Origin of the sequence: Novosphingobium kaempferiae, assembly GCF_021227995.1 — a bacterium.
In the GTDB taxonomy this organism is placed as follows: Bacteria; Pseudomonadota; Alphaproteobacteria; order Sphingomonadales; family Sphingomonadaceae; genus Novosphingobium; species Novosphingobium kaempferiae.
This window is the reverse complement of the sequence record NZ_CP089301.1, coordinates 5,145,058-5,162,596: the sequence shown is the minus strand read 5'-3', so window position 1 is coordinate 5,162,596 and position 17,539 is coordinate 5,145,058. Positions and strand designations below refer to the sequence as shown.

The window sequence follows — 17,539 nt, the reverse complement described above, 5'->3', positions numbered from 1 at the left end:
GACGCCTGCCCGGGAGAGGGCGTCATGCCCCTCCCGGCTGCCCCTCACAGCTCCAGGCGACTGCGCATCGCCATAATCTCTCATCTCAAGTATCCGATCCGCGAACCCTTCGCGGGAGGTCTTGAGATGCACACCCATCTGCTCGCCCGCGCGCTGCGCGGGAGGGGACATGATGTAACGGTCTTTGCCTCGGCGCGATCGGATGTCTCATTGGGTCTTGAGGCGGTCTGCGACGCCACGGCCCTGGCCGAGGTCGGAACTGCCGAGGCCCAGGACGTGGCGTTTTTCAAGGAGCATCATGCCTATCTGACGCTGATGAAAAACCTGCGGCACCGGCCGTTCGATGTGGTCCACAACAACTCGCTGCACTACCTGCCAGTGTCCATGGCCGAGACCCTTCCCATGCCGATGGTCACGACCCTACACACACCGCCGTTCTGTTGGCTCGAGAGCGGCGTGCGCCTCTGCACTGCGGCCAGTCACAGCTTCGCCGCCGTCTCGCGCTCGGTGGCAGATCTGTGGGATCACGTGGCGCGAACCGACCAAATCATTCTCAACGGTATCGACCTTGATGGATTTGCGTTCAGCCCGGAGCCCGACCCGACGCCCTATCTCGTCTGGTACGGGCGCATAGTGCCGGAAAAGGGTCTGCACTTTGCGATAGAGGCCGCAAGGATGATCGGCTTGCCTTTGCATATCGCAGGCCCGGTCCTGGACCAGGCCTATTTCGAGGCGCGGATAAAACCGCATCTTGGCCGCAATGCAGTGCATGTCGGTCATCTCGATCATGGTGCGCTCGCGAGGCTGGTAGGAGGTGCACGCGCTTTCCTGTGCACGCCGATGTGGGACGAACCTTACGGTCTGGTTGTCGCGGAATCATTGGCGTGCGGTGTGCCTGTCGCGGCCTTCGCACGCGGCGCCATCCCGGAAATTCTCGACGAAACCTGCGGGGTCCTGGCGGTCCCGGACGATGTCCGCTCGCTTGCTCAGGCAGCGCAGGCCGCGCTCTCGCTCAAACGCGAGGATTGCCGCCGGCGCGCCGAACAGACCTGCGATGCGCGCCGTATGATTGATAGCTACGAAGCGCTGTATCTGCGGCGAATTGCCGCGAATGACGCGGCCGAAGAAGCTGCAGTAGCGCCATTGCTCCATGCCTGAAGATGCAAACCTCCTGAAAGCGCCTGAAGCCGTGGATCTTGTCGTGTGCGTTCCTGCCCGGGATGAAGCTGCACGCTTGCCGACGTTGCTGGAAGCGCTGGCCGCGCAATCACTGGGTGGGCAGATCGAGGTGGTAATCGCGCTCAACAACACGACGGACAAGAGCGGCGAGATTGCTGAAAACGCGCGATCGAATTATCGAGGTCGCCTTCGCATTCACATCAAGAATGCCACGTTTCCGCCGGATCTCGCTCACGCCGGTTCCGCCCGACGCCTCGCCATGAATACGGGGCTCGCTTTGTTGAGCGGCCGGGAAGACGGTATCCTTGTGAGCACCGACGCGGATACGCGCCCACCGCCGCAATGGCTCCACGCCACGATCGGTGGCTTCGCGCGCGGCGCTGATATTGTCGGTGGCCGCATCGTCATAGATTCCCGCGAGGAGATGCCGCACGAGGTCGTCGCGCTCAAGAAAGCGCACGATGCCTACTGGGAAGCTGTACGGGAGATCGAGGACGCTCTGGATCCCCTCCCTTGGAATCCAGCGCCGCGTCACGGCGATCACACGGGCGCGTCGCTGGCTTTGCGCGGCGGGCTCTATGCCCGGTGCGGCGGGGTCCCCTTGTTGCGCTCAGGCGAAGATCGTGCCCTGGTTGCCGCCGCGACAGCCTGCGGCGGTCGCCTGGCGCATCCGGCGGACGTGTTCACGTTTGTCTCTTCGCGCCGCGACGGAAGAGCCGAAGGCGGTATGGCGCAGGCCATGCAGGAGATGTTCGATCTGGCGGCATCGGGCAAGCCGTTAAGCATGCCAGATTTCGGACACTGGCGTGAACGGGCGCTTTGGCGCAGACGCTTGAGAGCAAGGCCGGGAGGACAAATGAGGATCGCGCGGGAAGAGCAGCTTCTGCCGCCAATGCCCAGCGATATGATCCTGGACATCCGGCCATGAGCCGCCGACCGATCGGCTATTACGTCCATCACCACGGTGCCGGGCATCTGCACCGTGCCGAGGCGATACGGGCGAAGGCTTCACGGCCGATCGTTCTGCTTGGAACGGGCATGAAGGACGGTGACATCGATCTGCCCGACGACCGCCCGCCATCCGGCCGCTTCGATGGCATCGACCAGGCGGTCTCGCGTCCCGACGCTCTTCACTACGCGCCCCTCTTCCATGAAGGTGTGCGGCTGCGCGCTGCGAAGATAACGAACTGGATTGCGGAGGCTGAGCCGAGCCTTCTGGTGGTTGACGTCTCCGTCGAGGTAGCGATGATCGCCCGATTGGCCTCTGTCCCGACCGTTTACGTCCGTCTTGGCGGTGAGCGCTCCGATCCTGCGCACCTTGACGCATTCAGGGGCGCGTCGGCTATTCTTGCGCCCTTCCATCCCGCGTTCGAGGTGCCCACCATACCCGACTGGGTCCGGGAAAAGACGTTGTATGTGCCCGGAGTGACAGCGCCGCCCGTCCGCGCGCAAGCGCACGCCAACCGCATCCTCGTTGTCATGGGACAAGGAGGCGAGCCGGGCGACGGTGATCTTATCGCCGACGCCGCGCGGGCCTGCCCGCAATGGCGCTGGCGGGTGATCGGCCCTGCAACGCCTGCTCGCGATTGCCCCGCCAATCTCGAGATGTGCGGATGGGTGTCGCGCCCGGAGGTCGAAATCGCTCACGCCGCGATCGTTGTCGGGTCTGCAGGAGATGGGCTGGTAGGCGCGGTCATGGCGGCAGACAAACCCTTCATCTGCATCCCGCAAGAGAGACCTTTCGGGGAGCAGGAAGCGTCAGGCCGGGGGTTGAAGGCTCTCGGCGCCGCGATTGTCGTGCCTGAATGGCCTGCAGGGTTGTGCTGGCCACGTCTCCTGGAGGATGCCGTCGCCCGCCCGGCGGCGCCTCGGCGCGGACTCTACGATCCTCACGCCGCTTCCAAAGTCGCTGAATGGCTTGAACGGCACGCAGACCTGTTGCTCGAACGCGGAGAACTCCAGGCGTGAGCCGCTTATCCACTTCTCAGCGCGAGCAGGAAACGCCAAGGGTGCGGGCATCGGCCCTGGCGGATAAACTGATCGAGCTTGGCGTCCGCTACGACGCGGCACCGGTGTTTCCTCTGGAAAGCATGCGCATGCTGGCAGGAGCCGGGCTTCATCGCGATTTTGCCAGTCCGCAAGCAGGTGGGACGATCTTCAAAGATTCCCTGGATCGTTACGGTTCGCTCATGGATGTCCTTCGTATCATTGGCCGCGCTGACCTTAGTGTCGGGCGCTTGTTCGAAGGTCATGTTAATGCGCTGGCCCTCCTTGAATGGTACGGATCGCCCGATCAGATATCCCAGCTCTCCCATGCCCTGTCGGCTGGCGCGTTCTACGGCGTCTGGGCAACCGAGCCCCCGCCAGGGGTCAAGCTTATCGGCCGGACCGATGGCAGCATGAAACTAGAAGGCGCGAAGAGCTTTGCGAGCGGCGCGGGCGGACTTTCGCATGCGATAGTCACCGCTATGCCCCGGACAGGCAGTCGCCAACTTGTGATCGTCGCAGCCGATGATGCGCAGCGCGCCAATCTTTCGCAGTGGCGCATGCGCGGAATGCGCGCAAGCAACAGCGGGATCTACGACCTCACCGATTTGCGGGTATCCCCGGCCGACCTTCTTGGCGCGCCAGGCGATTACGACCTAGATCCCTGGTTTACCACCGGCGCCTGGCGGTTTGCCGCAGTTCAACTGGGAGGCATCGAGGCGCTGCTTAGCGAGACGCGAGACGCAATGTCCGATCAGGCGCGTGGCGATCCGCTTCAGCGCGCGAAGTTTGCAGATTGCGTCGTCGCTGCCCGTACCGCCTATCTATGGGTCCGCGAATGTGCCGCTCGAGCCGCTGCGCAGGATCGCGATGGACCCGCATTCGCGCGGCTCACGCGCGGTGTCGTCGAGCGTGCGGGCCTCGACGTCATGGAGCTTGCTACGCGCATCATTGGCACGCGTAGCGCCATGGACGGCCAGCGTATCGACAAGATCATTCGCGACCTTTCCCTCTATCTGCGACAGGCCGGACCCGATTACGCGCGCGACCAGGCGGCGCTCGCCTGGCTCGACCATGATGCATGGGGAAGCGAGGATGCGTTGTGGTAGCGCAAAGGCTCGATCAGGCGCCGTGGCGCGCAACGCGGTGGCTGGTACTGGCGCCGCACCCGGATGATGAAACCTTGGGAACGGGGGCACTCATTGCCCAGACCGCCGCGGGATCGCGCCTGGCCGGGGTAGTCTATCTGACTGACGGTTCCGGCTCTCATCCGCATACGGATGGCGGCGTTCGCAAGCTTGCCGGTGTGCGGCTGCGGGAAGCGGGCTTGTCTCTTTTCTACCTCACCGGTTGTCGGCGGTATGCTCCTGTCTGTCTTGGTTGGCGCGATGCGCGACCGGAAACGCCGCAGAGTATGGAGTTTCAAAAGAGCGTGTCGCAGATGGCTGCCTTGTGCCGGCGGCGGCGCGTCGATGCGATTGCCGTGACCGCCCATCATGAACCGCATTGCGATCACGCGGCAGCTGCGCACCTAGCCTATGCGGTCGCTCGCTGCGCCAAACGGCCGATCCGGGTGGCGGAGTACTGCGTCTGGGCTCCGCATCTGCCGGTAAAGGCATTCACGCCCCTCCGGACAAGGTCGATGCCGATCGGGAAACGCCGAAGGGCCCTGCGCGCGCACCGCAGCCAGTTGACACTTTCGTACGGCCCAGGCTTCCGGCTCCCTGCCGATGAGCAGCGCATGGCAGCGCGCGACATCCTTTTTGTAAGGACGGGCAGATGACCCGACACGCAGCCAGCATGCCGCCCGAATATTTCGAAGCGATGTTCCTGGGAACGCCCGATCCGTGGGACCTGGAGACCAGCGCGTATGAGCAGGCCAAGTACAGGCACTCGATCGAGGCGCTGGGGGCACGCCGTTATGCTGCCGGCCTGGAGGTCGGCTGCGCCAAGGGCGTGCTGACCCGAAGTCTTGCAGGCAAGGTAGCGTCACTGTTCTCCCTCGACGTAAGCGGCACCGCTTTGCGAGCTGCCCGTCGGCGCTGTGCCGACCTTGACCATGTCGGCTTTGCCAACATGCGCTTCCCCGCGCAGGCGCCCGACCGCGACTTCGATCTCATAGTCCTGTCCGAGGTCGCCTATTACTGGGACGATGACGACCTTGCGCAGACCGGCGTCTGGTTGCAGGAACATCTCGTGCCCGGGGGCGACCTGCTCCTCGTTCACTGGACTGGAGAGACCGACTATCCGCAAAACGGAGATGAGGTCGTGAACAAGCTCCATGCAATCGTGGGTAAACAAGTGTCGGTATCGATAGCCGAGCGACGCATGCACTATCGCCTCGATCTATGGCGCAAGACGAGATGAGCATCAGCGTTCTGACGATCGTGCGGAACCGGGCCGGGCACCTCGCGCAATTGATCGAAGGTCTCCGGCGCAGCGATCATTATCCGGACGAGCTCATCATCGTGGACATGAACAGTTCGCCTCCGGTCGGCATCGACGATCTGCCCTTTGCGAACAAACTCATCCGCCTCTCCACAGGTGGGCTACCTCTCGCGGCGGCGCGAAACGCTGCCGCCGCGGTGGCAACCGGTGACCACCTGCTCTTTCTTGATGTCGATTGCATCGCGATGCGCGGTCTTGTTGGCGCGATGACCCGGACGCTAAGTCAGCAAGACGCGCTGATCTGTGCCGAGGTTCGATATCTTGGTCCGGACGACGCACGCTCGAACTGGGAGGAGGCGGACCTCTTGGTTCATGCCCGTGGCCATCCCGTTCGTGATTTTCCGGTGTCCGGGTTACGGCAGGTCGATAACCCTGGCCTTTTCTGGTCGCTGGTCTTCGGAATACGCCGTTCGCGTTTCGACGCCCTTGGTGGGTTCGACCAACGCTTCACAGGCTACGGTGCGGAAGATACCGATTTTGGTTTCGGTGCTGAGAGGGCCGGATTGCCGCTACTGTTCATGGGTGGGCCGGGCGCGTTTCACCAGCACCATCCCGGTTTCGACCCGCCACTCCAGCACTTCCACGACATCGTGCGCAATGCGCAGGTCTTTTACGAGAAATGGGGAGTATGGCCGATGTATGGATGGCTGAGCGCCTTCGCCAAGGCGGGCCTGATCGAGTGGGACGAGAAACTGCTGGCGATCAAGCGAGCGCCCACCGGGGAAGAGATTCAGGCTGCAATGGTCGACTGAAAGGTCGTTGCGGTGCGAGCCCGAAGCAAAAAATACCCCCGCCTGAGCGGGGGTATGATGTTTCACTTCTTGCCAGCGCCCGGCTCGGAGATAATCGGCGGCTTGCCATCTTCCAGCCGTCCTTCGTTGCGCAGATCGCGGCCCTCCTGAGCCTTCTTCTGGCTCTCGGGCGACTTGGCGTGTTCGTTCAGCTCTTCCTTGACGTAGCCGGCCGCTTCCTTGGCTTTGCCTTCGATGCTCATGATTGTCTCCTGGCTGAGGGCTCAATGTGGCCCGTTGTATCCTTGGAGCGCCCGCCGGGCTGGATTGGTTCCCAGCGAGGACCTTGTTTCGCCACGTCACAACGGTACGCCGCTTTATAAAGCCGATCGCAGGACAGGCTGGCTACGGGCATATCGTTTGGATGGCGCGCATAGCAGCGCAATCGTACGCGCCGCAAATTAAGAGGCCGGCGTCCCTGGTACGCCGGCCTCCCGCAAAAAAGGTGTCTGGAAGACTATGATGGGCAAGCTATCAGTGGTGATGACGATGCTTGTCCTTGTCGCCGATAATTGCGCCTGCCGTACCGCCAACGACGGCGCCTTCCGTCGTGCCAAGACCGGTGGCACTGCCCACGACCGCGCCGCCGGCGCCGCCAATCAATCCGCCACGGGTTGCGCCGCGTGAACATGCCGATGTCCCGGAGGCGAGTACCACGAGAAGGGATAGTACCGAGGCGACTTTGATATTCATGGGTTTTCCTCCTGTTAGGCGAGGCAGCAGCGTTCGGTGTTTATGATTGTTCCCAGGAATGCGGGGCTGGTTTCCTTGGCACGCTTTGCCTTGACGGACTGGTGCGCGCCATTGTGTCGCAACCACCAAAAGGCACTCTCGGCCCGGTCACGGCTGGCGGACGTCTCGTCACTACGCATCTGTCTCCGGCGCCAAAGCGGCACGCTGTGCAACCAAATTCCAGGGTTGGGCTTTCTTCAGTAACCAAGGCAAGCTCGAATTACCGCGGATGAAAGGTCGTTGAGGTCAAGATGCTGATCCAGGCAGGCTACAAGATCGTTGTTGAGACTTGTCGAGAGACGCCTCTGGTACTGATGACTAGTGTTCGACCTGAACGAATGTGCGATCTGAAGTCGAAGCATGAGATCGTCACGGATCGTCAATTGACGGCGGTCGAATATCGCGACGGGTTTGACAATGTCTGTACGCGCATGACCCTTCCTGTGGGTCAAACACAGATCAGTTGCGACTTCATCATCGAGGATGATGGCGTGCCTGATCGGCAAGTCCCCATGGCGCGGCAGCATGACATTGCGGATCTTCCCAGCGATGCGCTGGTATTTCTTCTCGCCTCACGGTATTGCGAGACGGATCTGCTCAGCGAGATTGCCTGGGAAAAGTTTGGTCATATAGAGCCCGGTTGGCAGCGGGTTCAGGCGGTCGTCGACTTCGTTCATGGCCATCTGGATTACGGGTATCAGCATGCGCGCGCAACGCGGACCGCATGGGAGGCGTACAACGAAGGGGTCGGGGTTTGCCGCGACTTCGCGCATCTCGCGGTGGCGCTATGCCGCTGCCTGAATATTCCAGCACGCTACTGCAGCGGTTATCTTGGCGACATCGGCGTGCCGCCTTTGCCTGCAGCGATGGATTTTCACGCGTGGTTCGAAGTTTATCTTGATGGAGACTGGTTTAGCTTCGATGCGCGTCACCGAACACCCCGCATCGGCCGCATCCTGATGGCCTGCGGTCGCGACGCTGCCGATACGGCCCTTTCGACTGCGTTTGGCGAGATGCGTCTGGTCAGCTTCGAGGTGATCACCGAAGAGACGTCACAGGATGCCCGCCCAGCCGGATCTCTGGCGCTCGCGGCATGAACGTTGGGAACGGCCTGGAACAGCCTTCACTTTATCGGCCGCTAAACGCCCGCTGCCATTTTTGTCCGGGCCTACGCCACTGATGCGAAAGGCTCCCCGTTCCCGCAGGTTTGTGCACTGCGGGGCCATCGTGCAGGGGGGGACCGTCCGCTTGCTGGTGGCATGCCTCGGGAACCCCCGCATCATCGGGCGCGGCTCGGCGGTCTCGATCACGAGGCTGGTGTCGCCGGGCCAGGCTTTTGAGACATGGGCCGCGACCCGGTAGAGGTTGCACATGCAGGGATGATGAAGGGGGCCGGTTGTCACTCTTGCCGCGATGGAACGTAGGGGGGGCTGCCCCGTTGAGACGGCATTGCAATTCAAGAGGCGCGACCAATGACCGACCCCACCCAGCGCAGTCATGAGGATAAGGCCCATCGCGACGATAAGCGCGAGGAAAGGCAGAACCCGGGCCAGAACACTGAGGGCCGCAGCGACACCGGAGCCACGCCGAGGGCGGAGCCTGGTGGGGTGGCTGTCCGAAAGCATCCGCTGGACGAAGCCGATGCCGAGCAGGCGGGCACTCAGCGCAATCCAAAGTTCAAAACCGAACACAATGGCGGCGCGGCCTAGGTCGCCCCCCACCGAGCTGTGGAAGCGTCCCCGCGCTGGCGAACACTCTTTAGGCGAACGACGAGGGTCGGAGGACTATGCCGTGATTCCGCTCTCCTACTTCTACTTGGTCAACGTCGAGACGAATGAACCGCTCGCAATCTTCTCCGCCGACGAGTGCCACAGCAGCAACGATCTTGCTGCGCTGGAAGGGCGCTTACGCCTCGAGCACAACGTCGATGACGCCACGAACGGCTTAGCGCTCCGGAATAGCGTGTCGGCGCGGCTTCCGACCGATCAGATTATGGTTTTGCTGGCGAGGCAGGCTCACCGGCGAATGCGGAAAAGCTGAGATGCAAAGAGGCCCAGCGCTGCGAAGGCAGGCCGGGCCAGTTGTTTCAAGGGCATAGCCCTTCGGGTCGCTCGGCATATCTACACGACATTGCTGCACCGCATCATGACAAAGTCCGTTACCCGCGCTGACCAGCAACGAGCTTCCAACGGTGGAGGTAAATCTGGATGTCTCGGGTCCGACAAAAGGGGGCCATTCCATGTGTGCCGGGTTGCGTCGTTATTCATGCCCAGAACCGCTCGACCTGTCATCCCTCTGCGACTCCCGCAATTGACGGCCAAGCTGGCGCCGGTCACACCATGGGTCTCGGAGGCATCGGCGTTTTGCCCGCTTCGACGGCAGCGGCATCGAGGATGTCGATTGCACCGCGGTTCATGCGGGAAAAAAGACGGCTGTGGAATGGATGCCTACGCCATCGCGCGTGTGGTCGCGGTATCCAACTCTCAGGAATGGGGCGGCGTATTGCCGACCATTCCCTGCCGGGCTTGCTGTCGATGCAGGAGGCCCACATCTCATGTGTCAGCTCATTGGCCAGCGCATCCCGGTTGGCGGTGCAGATCCGGCAGGTCATGGCGTCAGGGTACGCGGGCAAGGGCTGTGAGAACAAACATCGAACATGCTATGAGCGCATGATAGCGATTCGGAAAAGAAGGATGTGTCGAGATGAAACTGCCCAGCCGTGACGACCTTCGCATAGATGTCCGCGACGCGCCGGAAAAGCCGGTGCCGTTCGGACAGTGGGTTCTTCAGCAGGTAGAGCGGGGCGGCTCCATCGGCCAGCTGGCGACAATCGCGAAATCGGACAGGGGCTTTCCAAAGGACGGGAATGCGGATGCGGTACGCAAGCGGCTGGGAGATACCGGTGCGGATCCGGAGATGTTCGATGCGGTGGATGACGCTGAAATGGACTGGGCAGCACTATGACGGGCCCGATGACGGACGACGCGCTGATCGCGTTGGCGGAGCACCGCTTTACACAAGCCGATCGCGACGGCGCCACCCCCGACGACTGCCGTCAACTGCGCAACATCTTCCCCGCTGTGCTCCAGCGCTTGCGCGAGAAGGTCGAGATCACCCGCAACCTGGTGATGATCGAGGAAATCGACCTCAATGATGCCGCAGCCGCTGCCCGCCTGCTTGATCGTGCCGGAAGCGCCCCGGCGGACGACCAGCCTCAACTATCGCTGCTCGACCTGTGATGCCGTCGCGCCGTTACCGCGTCCCCACGTTCGACCGGCAGTGCATGAGCGCCGGAGATCTCCCGACCGTGGCAGCGGCATGGATCTATGCCGCCGAATTGGCCGACCAGCTCGGTCCCAGCGTCGCATGTGTCGTCAGCCAGCATATTCAGAGCATGTCAGGCAGCGGCGATTATACGGGGATGGCCAGATGGCTGTCGGTCTTTGACAAGGTGACCATTCTCTTGCGGGCACAGCACGGAGCGCGTCGGCACTGACACGCCTCAGGAACTCCTCCTGATTGATCCAAGTTGATTTTCCGCAGTTAACGAGGAAGAGCAATGGACATCATCGACGACCTGCGCGCAGCGACGGAAGGCGACGTTAGCGAGGCTCTTGAAAGGGCCGATACCAGACTTCCGATCGAAAGCGTCGTTGATCTGCTGGAAGCGTATAACAGGATTCTGGATCAGAGGCTCGGTTTGCCGGAGCCGACAGAGACTGAAACCAAGAGGATGCCGTGACCCGAGACTCGGATGCCGTGTCCCATCTGCTTTTATCAGCACTGGGGGCGGAACTTGGACGGCGGATTATCGCTTTGCGTAAACGCCTTATCGCATGCAAATTGAGAAGAAGCGCTCACTTGTACACATATGGGCCGCTGCGGTGGGAAATTAGCCAGTCCCCCCGACAAACTTCATTCGCCCCGCCGCAGCAACCCGAAACGAAACGGCGTGAGAATGATCCATAAGGTGAAGGCTCGGAAGAGGTCGATCAGCCAAACAATCTCGATGCATTCGGATCTGATTGCAAGAATCGATGCGTGGCGGGAGCGCGAGTTCGGACATCCCACCCGACCTGAGGCTATCCGGCGCCTTATTGAGAAGGCGCTTGCCGGCGAATAGCACGTCGCCAGAAAGCTCGAACAGGAGCGAAAACGATTTGGCGCGCCGGTGAGGTCTGGAGCGGCACTTGGAACCGGCGGGCAGGGCCGCTCGATCTCGGGCCGTCATACGAATGAACGCCGGGCCGGAGGGGATGAAATATCGGTCTGAGGCTCAGAAGCACTCGGCACAATCCGTAGCCCGCCGAAGAAATGTGCGGATCTGGAAACACGGATCTTGCCAGCGCGACTGTCGCCGATAACTTTAGGGCGGCATGGACTGCAATGATCGACGCCGCGCTTGCTGGAAATTGATTGAGGTGCATGAAATGGGTGGGCGGCGATGCAGCGCTCGCAGCCGGCGTTAACTAGCCGCCCGTGGGCCCACCTTTATCGATTCCCCCGTCGAGGTACGCGATCAAAGCGTTCGCTCCGTCCTTTAATCGGTCAACTTCGCGTTGTAGCGCAAACAGTTCTTGTGCATAGCTCTCAGCGATGCTGGAGGGAAGCGTCTCGCCACGGTCGGGCAGGTCTTCAAGCACCTCCCTGATCGCCGTGCGTATGTCTTCCTCTGAGATACATTTGAGCAATTGTATCGCCACCTCTCGTAATGCGAGAAGCGCGCCTTCGGTGAGTTCGCGCGACGGATCGTCGCTGCCGTGGGCAGGCAAAATCTCTTCCAATCGTTCTATGCGCGACCATCAAATGCACAAGCACGCAGCGGCATGGCTGCATAGCACATCGCGATCGAACCGCGAACCTGTCGTGTTTGCTGACGGGATCGAGCGCGCTCAGATTCGGCGAAGTCTGCCCAGCAGGCCCGAGGTCGGAGGCCGTGCGTGCTCGACCTCGTCCGCGATCGATGCAAGCTCATCGCGATAACCTGCGATCCGATCCGCCCCAAGGCGTGGATCGAGGTCATCAGCCTGCTTGGCCAAGGAGCGCATGAGTTGATCGTAATCAGCAGTAGGCAGCCGGCCCAATGCGCGGGCGAGAACATCATGCAGCGCATAATGAGCCCCCTCGGCCCTTAGAAGTGCTTTCTCTATTTCCTTAATCCGGTCGTCGTCCTTCCACGACATATCTCCCACGCCTCCGAGATTGAGTCCGAACTGCGAATGCGGCCAAGCCGTGTATCTGGACCGAAACCAGCGTTAGTCCAGTTAAGTTTCTGATAAATCTATCGCCCGGAGAATTTTGCGCTCGACTTCCCAACGCTTCGCCACTGGTTCTCGCGCTATTCGGAATGCCTGCTCTCCCAGGTATTCCAGACCGCTCCCTGCAATGCCACGCAGATGATCACATAAAGCGCGGCGAAACGGCTCCATGCCCCGATGAGCAGGACGCGTGGCTCGCAGTTTGCGCTTACCCATGTGCAACTGGCCGGGGTGCTTGGTGTTGGCCGATCGTTCGTGACGCGCGTGATCTCCCGGTTGCGTGTGCCCGGAACGATAGAGATGCGCCGGGGTGTCTTCATCGTGAAAGATGAGCAAATTCTGCGGGAGACGGGGGCGATTGCGCGACGACAACCGAGGACCATTTCGATTTCGTCCTGCATGACATCTACCCGCAGCAGTGATGCGAATGATTGGTCGGATTGCCGAATGACGAACATGCGCCGCGATCTGTATCGGCGCTCTGTGAATAAGCGGAACGCGACCGCGCGCAGTTAGTTAGACTGGCATGAAGACGCTATCCATCATCTGCGCCTCCTCACTCGCATTGCTCGTGGCCGGGTGTGACGGACCCAAGGAAAAGGCTGGGGCCCAAAAAGACGAGGCCGCTGCCAAAGCAGCAGGGCGTGAATACAAGGGTGGCGGGCCTGCGGAAAAGGCAGGAGCCGCAGCCGATCGAATTGACCGTGCTCAGGAAAAAATGCGCGCTTCGCAGGCCGATGCCCTCAAGGATCAGGGCCGACTGCTAGAAGAGCAGGCAGATGCGGAAGCTGACAAGCTGGAAGCGAAGGCAAAGGAAATCCGCCAAGCTGCGAGTGAAAAGGCGAATGAGCTTGGTCGCCAGGCGTCCGCCCTCGAACAGCAATGATTCTGATCGCTCCGATAGGGCGGAGAGTGTTGGTGTTCCGCGATATTGGAAACCGCTTGCGCACTTTGCTTCATCACTGCCTGAGGCTGCGATCACTCAGGTACCCTGCCGACTTTTGACCCGTTTGATGCCGTCGCACACACCCCGCACGGCTCACGTGCCGCATACAACGGCGGCACTTATGGTCCGATCATCAATCCTGCTGTTGCCTTCGCACTTCCGACGACACCGGGAATGCCCGCGCCGGGATGGGTGCCTGCGCCCACGAGGAAGAGATTGCCGAAATGATCGTCGCGGTTGTGGGCGCGGAACCACGCGCTTTGCGTCAGTGTCGGCTCCAGACTGAAAGCGCTGCCCAGATGAGCGCCCAGATCGCTTTCAAAGTCGCGGGGCGTATAGTGAAAGCAGACCTCGAGGCGATCGTCGATGTCCGGGATCAGCGTGGCGCGGATGCGCTCGATGACGATCTTCCGGTAGCGATCTCCTTCTGTGGCCCAATCGATCGGTGCGGCACCCAGGTGGGGGACGGGGGCCAGCGCATAAAACGCCGATCTACCAGCCGGGGCGACACTCGCATCGCTGGCGCCGGGATTGTGCAAGTAGATCGAAGGGTCTTCGGGCAGGCGGCCGTGCCTGTAAATATCGTCAAGCAACGGCCCATAGCGATCCGAAAACAGAATCGAATGATGGGCAATCCGCGGGAACGTACCCTTCAAGCCAAGGTGCACCACAAACAGGCTGGGTGAAAAGCGCTTGGACTTCAGCGAGCGCAATTTGCGAGCGGCATAGCGGGAACCGGTGATCGTCGCATAAGTGCTCACGACATCCCCGTTGCTGGCGATCTGGTCGGCACTGAAACGGCGCCCGGACTGGGTGACCACGCCCGTTACCCGGCTGCCCTCGTACGTGATTGTCTGGACCTTTTCGTTCAGCACCAGCCTCCCGCCCAGACGTTCGAACAGCCCCGCCATCCCGTCGATGAGCGCATTCGTGCCGCCTGCTGCGCACCAGACCCCGCCCAGCTTTTCAAGATGGTGAATGAGGGCATAAATGCTGCTCGTCTTCATGGGATTGCCGCCGACCAGCAATGTGTGGAAGGACAGCACCTGCCTCAACTTCTCGTTTCGCACGAAAGAGGCAACCGTTGCATACACCGATTGCCAGGCTTTGTGCCGGGCCAATGCGGGCGCCGCTTTCAGCATGCTTCTGAAGTCGAGGAACGGGACGGCGCCAAGCTTCACGTATCCTTCCTGATAGACCGCGCGGGAATAGGCCAGAAAACGTTTGTAGCCCTCGACATCCCGCGGATCGAGCTTGCCGATTTCTGCTTTCAGTAGGGCATCGTCGTTCGAGTAATCGAACTGCGTCCCATCGTTCCAGACAAGGCGATAGAACGGGTCGACCGTCCGCAAGGTCACATCATCGGCCATTTGGCTCCCCGACAGTGCCCAGAGTTCTTCCAGGCAAGCCGGGTCGGTTATCACAGTAGGACCGGCATCGAAGGTGTACCCTTCCCGCTTCCAGCAATAGGCGCGGCCGCCAGGGCGGTCGCGCGCTTCGAGCACTGTCGTGTCGATGCCCGCGCTCTGCAGACGGATCGCGAGTGCCAATCCGCCGAAGCCTGACCCGATGACAATAGCGCAGGATCTGGAAGGCATGAAAATGTCGCCATTCTTGGAGGGCCGGATGATTCCATGTCGTACCGGATGATCCCCATAGCACTACCTGTCCAAAGGGGAGGGTGGAAATCCGGGCAAAAAGACGAAACAGTGCCAGTGAGTTAGGATAATACGAAAATGGTTTCACAAAGCTTGTATCTCGATCAAAGACACGCGGCTGGGTGCAAGTCGGTGCTGCTAGCCAATCCGCGTGGCTTCTGTGCAGGTGTGCGGCGGGCTATAGCCGCCGTCGAAGACGCATTGGCCGCCCATGGCGCCCCGGTCTACGTTCGCCGCGCAATCGTGCACAATCGCCAGGTAGTCGCGCGTCTCGAGCGCCTTGGGGCAGTTTTCGTTCAGGATGTGAGCGAAATACCGCAAGGCGCAGTTACCATCCTCTCCGCCCATGGCAGCGCAACTGCTGTGAAAGAGGCGGCTCGGCGGGGCAAGCTGCGGGTTGTCGATGCGATATGTCCGCTTGTAGCCAAGGTGCATGCCGAAGTAGTCCAGTGGCATCTGCAGGGCCGACATGTCGTACTCGTCGGACACCTCGATCACCCGGAGATCATTGGGACAATTGGGCAGGTCCCCCGCGCAAGTATTTCGGTGGTCGGCACCGTGACGGACGTCAATGCCTTAATACTTCCTGACGACACGCCGGTTGCTTATGCGGTTCAGACCACGTTCTCCGTCGGCGAGGCAGACAGCATGATCAAGGCCATAAAGACCCGATTTCCGGACTGCGCGGGGCCTCGCACAAGCGACATCTGTTATGCAACGACCAACCGCCAGGCCGCTGTCGTCGAGATCGCTGCGCAATGCGATGTGGTGGTGATCGTTGGCGATCCGATGTCATCGAATGCGCGCCGGCTCGTCGAGACCGCGATTGCTGCCGGATGCCCTCAGGGCCTGTTGGTCGAAGGCGCCGACGATCTGGCATCGCGTTTCCCCGCTGCCGCCATGAGGGTTGGTCTCAGCGCGGCAGCATCGGCTCCTGACGAGGTGATCGAGGAAGTATGCGCCTGGCTGCGTGAACACGGGTTCGGTTTCAGCGAGGTGGCCGGAACGGAGGAAGGCATGAGATTTCGACCGGTGCCGGTTACACTTCCGGGCCGCGAGCGATCCGATGCCGCGGCGATCCTGGCAGACATCCGCCGGGATGTTGACGAGGCCATTCTCGAGGCGATCGGCGATATGCCCGCGCGAAGTCTGCGTCTTGCCGATGCCATGCGCTACGCAGCGACCTCAGGAGGCAAGCGGTTTCGCGCCGCTCTCACCGTTACGGTGACGCAGATGCTGGGCGGGACCAGAAGCATGGCGTTGCGCGCTGCGGCAGCCATCGAATGCGTCCACGCCCAGTCTCTCGTTCATGACGATCTCCCCTGCATGGACAACGACGACCTGCGGCGCGGAAGGCCAACGGCGCACCGCCAATTCGACGAAGCCACTGCTCTGCTCGCCGGGGATGCACTGCTCGCGCTTGCGTTCGAGATACTGGCGGATCCCCGTACGCATCACCATGCGGGCGTGCGTGCTGAACTAGTGCTGCGCCTTGCTCGAAGCGTGGGTCAGGACGGGCTTGCCGGCGGCCAGATGATGGACCTTTACCCGAGCGAGATAATTTCCTCGGCGGAATTGATCGCCTGTCTGGCCGGCAAGACCGGGTCACTCATACGCTATGCCGTCGAAGCGGGCATTCTTCTGGGTCACGCCGATGACCAATGCAACGCAGGACTGTTATCCTTCGCGCAAGACCTCGGTCTGCTGTTTCAGTTGCAGGACGACCTGCTGGACGCGGTCGGCGATGAGCGGGTAGTCGGCAAGGCCTTGGGCAAGGACGCCGCAAAAAACCGAAAGAATGCTGTCTCGGTTCTTGGTGCCGAGGGGGCGGCGCAGGAGGCGCAGCGTCTTCTCGCGTCCTGCGCTAAGGCCCTGGAACCCTTTGGTGACAGAGCCGCTTGCCTGCTAGAACTGGCACGCTTCGCGGCTCGGCGCACGCTTTAGAGACCGGCTTCGATCGCGATCCGGATCGCCTCCGCCACTGTGCGGACGTCCAGTGCGCGCAGGAGCGCGGCGCGGTGCATCTTGATGGTCCGCTCGGTCACGCCCAGCTCGAAGGCAATCTGCTTGTTCAAGCGTCCCTGTGCCAGTGCCTGGACTATCTGGAGCTGACGCCGGCTCAGACCCTCGATCCGCGCCCGTGCTTGCTGGTGGCGACTGGGCTGCCTTTCGTCTATGGCCATTTGCGAGCCGAGGAAGAACTCGATCTCCCCGTCGCCGTTGAATAACGGGGCGACCATTACGGCGTTTCGAAACGCCGTGCCGTCCTTGCGATAATTGATGAGCTCGACCATCGCCGGACGGACTTGCGCGATTGCATCGCGCAGCATCGCGGCCTGGTCTTCTTCGGTCCGCATGCCGCGCAGGAACCGGCAGTTGCGACCCATTACGTCCGTCCTGGAATATCCTGTCAGCTCGAGGAACGCCTCGTTGCAGGCGACGATCGGATTGTCTGCCAGGCAAGGGTCACTCACCACGGCTGCAACCCGGCTATTCGCTATCAATGCGTTCGGATCCAAGGTCTTTAGCACTGTGCTTCCC

General features: G+C 61.5%; 22 protein-coding genes. 16 read left to right on the top strand and 6 right to left on the bottom strand.

Features of this window, described 5'->3' with window-relative positions; translation table 11 throughout:
• Positions 1-60 precede the first annotated feature (60 nt).
• The 7 genes from LO787_RS23425 to LO787_RS23395 are packed head-to-tail and all read left to right on the top strand — an operon-like array spanning position 61 to position 6,365.
• Positions 61-1,158: a glycosyltransferase gene (locus LO787_RS23425; protein ID WP_103097292.1), complete on the top strand. Its 1,098-nt coding sequence runs from the start codon at positions 61-63 to the stop codon at positions 1,156-1,158.
• Entirely contained in the window at positions 1,151-2,107 is a 957-nt protein-coding gene (locus tag LO787_RS23420; protein ID WP_103097260.1) for a glycosyltransferase family 2 protein, read from the top strand. Before LO787_RS23425 ends, LO787_RS23420 begins: the two co-directional genes overlap by 8 nt.
• Positions 2,104-3,147: a glycosyltransferase gene (locus LO787_RS23415; RefSeq protein WP_232493361.1), complete on the top strand. Its 1,044-nt coding sequence runs from the start codon at positions 2,104-2,106 to the stop codon at positions 3,145-3,147. Before LO787_RS23420 ends, LO787_RS23415 begins: the two co-directional genes overlap by 4 nt.
• Positions 3,144-4,274: an acyl-CoA dehydrogenase family protein gene (locus LO787_RS23410; RefSeq protein ID WP_103097254.1), complete on the top strand. Its 1,131-nt coding sequence runs from the start codon at positions 3,144-3,146 to the stop codon at positions 4,272-4,274. The genes LO787_RS23415 and LO787_RS23410 overlap by 4 nt, the downstream gene beginning before the upstream one ends.
• Positions 4,247-4,948: a PIG-L deacetylase family protein gene (locus tag LO787_RS23405; protein ID WP_232493360.1), complete on the top strand. Its 702-nt coding sequence runs from the start codon at positions 4,247-4,249 to the stop codon at positions 4,946-4,948. The genes LO787_RS23410 and LO787_RS23405 overlap by 28 nt, the downstream gene beginning before the upstream one ends.
• Positions 4,945-5,532, top strand: coding sequence for an SAM-dependent methyltransferase (locus LO787_RS23400; RefSeq protein WP_232493359.1), 588 nt, complete (start codon positions 4,945-4,947; stop codon positions 5,530-5,532). The genes LO787_RS23405 and LO787_RS23400 overlap by 4 nt, the downstream gene beginning before the upstream one ends.
• Positions 5,529-6,365, top strand: a complete 837-nt coding sequence (locus LO787_RS23395) for a glycosyltransferase family 2 protein (RefSeq protein WP_232493358.1) — start codon at positions 5,529-5,531, stop codon at positions 6,363-6,365. Before LO787_RS23400 ends, LO787_RS23395 begins: the two co-directional genes overlap by 4 nt.
• 62 nt (positions 6,366-6,427) lie before the next feature.
• Here LO787_RS23395 and LO787_RS23390 read toward each other — a convergent pair whose 3' ends face one another.
• Both LO787_RS23390 and LO787_RS23385 read right to left on the bottom strand, forming a co-directional pair.
• The gene (locus LO787_RS23390) at positions 6,428-6,607 is read right to left on the bottom strand and encodes a hypothetical protein (protein WP_103097243.1); all 180 of its coding nucleotides are present in this window, start codon (positions 6,605-6,607) and stop codon (positions 6,428-6,430) included.
• 271 nt (positions 6,608-6,878) lie between these two features.
• Positions 6,879-7,097 carry a glycine zipper domain-containing protein gene (locus tag LO787_RS23385; protein ID WP_232493357.1) on the bottom strand — a complete coding sequence of 73 codons (219 nt, stop codon included), beginning with the start codon at positions 7,095-7,097 and terminating at the stop codon, positions 6,879-6,881.
• Between the two features lie 290 nt (positions 7,098-7,387).
• Between LO787_RS23385 and LO787_RS23380 the strand changes: the two genes are divergently transcribed.
• The 6 genes from LO787_RS23380 (at position 7,388) to LO787_RS23355 (ending at position 10,878) form a co-directional block, all read left to right on the top strand.
• The gene (locus tag LO787_RS23380) at positions 7,388-8,233 is read left to right on the top strand and encodes a transglutaminase-like domain-containing protein (protein WP_232493356.1); all 846 of its coding nucleotides are present in this window, start codon (positions 7,388-7,390) and stop codon (positions 8,231-8,233) included.
• 375 nt (positions 8,234-8,608) lie between these two features.
• Positions 8,609-8,845 carry a hypothetical protein gene (locus LO787_RS23375; RefSeq protein ID WP_232493355.1) on the top strand — a complete coding sequence of 79 codons (237 nt, stop codon included), beginning with the start codon at positions 8,609-8,611 and terminating at the stop codon, positions 8,843-8,845.
• An 82-nt stretch (positions 8,846-8,927) separates the two neighbouring features.
• The gene (locus LO787_RS23370; protein WP_232493354.1) at positions 8,928-9,176 is read left to right on the top strand and encodes a hypothetical protein; all 249 of its coding nucleotides are present in this window, start codon (positions 8,928-8,930) and stop codon (positions 9,174-9,176) included.
• A 663-nt stretch (positions 9,177-9,839) separates the two neighbouring features.
• A complete protein-coding gene (locus tag LO787_RS23365; protein ID WP_232493353.1) occupies positions 9,840-10,100 on the top strand; it encodes a hypothetical protein in 261 nt (86 codons plus the stop codon).
• Positions 10,101-10,108: 8 nt separating this feature from the next.
• On the top strand, positions 10,109-10,375 hold the full coding sequence (locus tag LO787_RS23360; protein WP_232493352.1) for a hypothetical protein: 267 nt from the start codon (positions 10,109-10,111) through the stop codon (positions 10,373-10,375).
• A 320-nt stretch (positions 10,376-10,695) separates the two neighbouring features.
• On the top strand, positions 10,696-10,878 hold the full coding sequence (locus LO787_RS23355; RefSeq protein ID WP_232493351.1) for a hypothetical protein: 183 nt from the start codon (positions 10,696-10,698) through the stop codon (positions 10,876-10,878).
• A 727-nt stretch (positions 10,879-11,605) separates the two neighbouring features.
• Here the strand turns inward: LO787_RS23355 and LO787_RS23350 are convergent.
• Entirely contained in the window at positions 11,606-11,920 is a 315-nt protein-coding gene (locus LO787_RS23350; protein WP_232493350.1) for a hypothetical protein, read from the bottom strand.
• Between the two features lie 108 nt (positions 11,921-12,028).
• The gene (locus LO787_RS23345; RefSeq protein ID WP_232493349.1) at positions 12,029-12,319 is read right to left on the bottom strand and encodes a hypothetical protein; all 291 of its coding nucleotides are present in this window, start codon (positions 12,317-12,319) and stop codon (positions 12,029-12,031) included.
• 252 nt (positions 12,320-12,571) lie between these two features.
• Here LO787_RS23345 and LO787_RS26280 point away from each other — a divergent pair, with 252 nt between their 5' ends.
• Positions 12,572-12,910 carry a helix-turn-helix domain-containing protein gene (locus tag LO787_RS26280; protein WP_420847773.1) on the top strand — a complete coding sequence of 113 codons (339 nt, stop codon included), beginning with the start codon at positions 12,572-12,574 and terminating at the stop codon, positions 12,908-12,910.
• Positions 12,911-12,920: 10 nt separating this feature from the next.
• Entirely contained in the window at positions 12,921-13,280 is a 360-nt protein-coding gene (locus LO787_RS23340; protein ID WP_232493348.1) for a hypothetical protein, read from the top strand.
• A 179-nt stretch (positions 13,281-13,459) separates the two neighbouring features.
• Here the strand turns inward: LO787_RS23340 and LO787_RS23335 are convergent, their stop codons facing one another.
• Positions 13,460-14,938: a phytoene desaturase gene (locus LO787_RS23335; RefSeq protein ID WP_232493347.1), complete on the bottom strand. Its 1,479-nt coding sequence runs from the start codon at positions 14,936-14,938 to the stop codon at positions 13,460-13,462.
• 138 nt (positions 14,939-15,076) lie between these two features.
• On the opposite strand from LO787_RS23335, the gene ispH reads away from it, so the two are divergent.
• Positions 15,077-16,942, top strand: a complete 1,866-nt coding sequence (ispH, locus tag LO787_RS23330; RefSeq protein ID WP_232493346.1) for a 4-hydroxy-3-methylbut-2-enyl diphosphate reductase — start codon at positions 15,077-15,079, stop codon at positions 16,940-16,942.
• Here the strand turns inward: ispH and LO787_RS23325 are convergent.
• Positions 16,939-17,517: a PAS domain-containing protein gene (locus tag LO787_RS23325; RefSeq protein WP_170065963.1), complete on the bottom strand. Its 579-nt coding sequence runs from the start codon at positions 17,515-17,517 to the stop codon at positions 16,939-16,941. The two genes, ispH and LO787_RS23325, sit on opposite strands and share 4 nt — an antisense overlap.
• Positions 17,518-17,539 lie beyond the last annotated feature (22 nt).

Coding starts and splice junctions, on each gene's coding strand:
- LO787_RS23385 (WP_232493357.1), bottom strand. CDS start 7,097: ATGAATATCAAAGTCGCCTCGGTACTATCCCTTCTCGTGGTACTCGCC.
- ispH (WP_232493346.1), top strand. CDS start 15,077: ATGGTTTCACAAAGCTTGTATCTCGATCAAAGACACGCGGCTGGGTGC.
- LO787_RS23355 (WP_232493351.1), top strand. CDS start 10,696: ATGGACATCATCGACGACCTGCGCGCAGCGACGGAAGGCGACGTTAGC.
- LO787_RS23345 (WP_232493349.1), bottom strand. CDS start 12,319: ATGTCGTGGAAGGACGACGACCGGATTAAGGAAATAGAGAAAGCACTT.
- LO787_RS23400 (WP_232493359.1), top strand. CDS start 4,945: ATGACCCGACACGCAGCCAGCATGCCGCCCGAATATTTCGAAGCGATG.
- LO787_RS23390 (WP_103097243.1), bottom strand. CDS start 6,607: ATGAGCATCGAAGGCAAAGCCAAGGAAGCGGCCGGCTACGTCAAGGAA.
- LO787_RS23365 (WP_232493353.1), top strand. CDS start 9,840: ATGAAACTGCCCAGCCGTGACGACCTTCGCATAGATGTCCGCGACGCG.
- LO787_RS23395 (WP_232493358.1), top strand. CDS start 5,529: ATGAGCATCAGCGTTCTGACGATCGTGCGGAACCGGGCCGGGCACCTC.
- LO787_RS23375 (WP_232493355.1), top strand. CDS start 8,609: ATGACCGACCCCACCCAGCGCAGTCATGAGGATAAGGCCCATCGCGAC.
- LO787_RS23360 (WP_232493352.1), top strand. CDS start 10,109: ATGACGGACGACGCGCTGATCGCGTTGGCGGAGCACCGCTTTACACAA.
- LO787_RS23415 (WP_232493361.1), top strand. CDS start 2,104: ATGAGCCGCCGACCGATCGGCTATTACGTCCATCACCACGGTGCCGGG.
- LO787_RS23380 (WP_232493356.1), top strand. CDS start 7,388: ATGCTGATCCAGGCAGGCTACAAGATCGTTGTTGAGACTTGTCGAGAG.
- LO787_RS23335 (WP_232493347.1), bottom strand. CDS start 14,938: ATGCCTTCCAGATCCTGCGCTATTGTCATCGGGTCAGGCTTCGGCGGA.
- LO787_RS23405 (WP_232493360.1), top strand. CDS start 4,247: ATGGGGAAGCGAGGATGCGTTGTGGTAGCGCAAAGGCTCGATCAGGCG.
- LO787_RS23420 (WP_103097260.1), top strand. CDS start 1,151: ATGCCTGAAGATGCAAACCTCCTGAAAGCGCCTGAAGCCGTGGATCTT.
- LO787_RS23340 (WP_232493348.1), top strand. CDS start 12,921: ATGAAGACGCTATCCATCATCTGCGCCTCCTCACTCGCATTGCTCGTG.
- LO787_RS26280 (WP_420847773.1), top strand. CDS start 12,572: ATGAGCAGGACGCGTGGCTCGCAGTTTGCGCTTACCCATGTGCAACTG.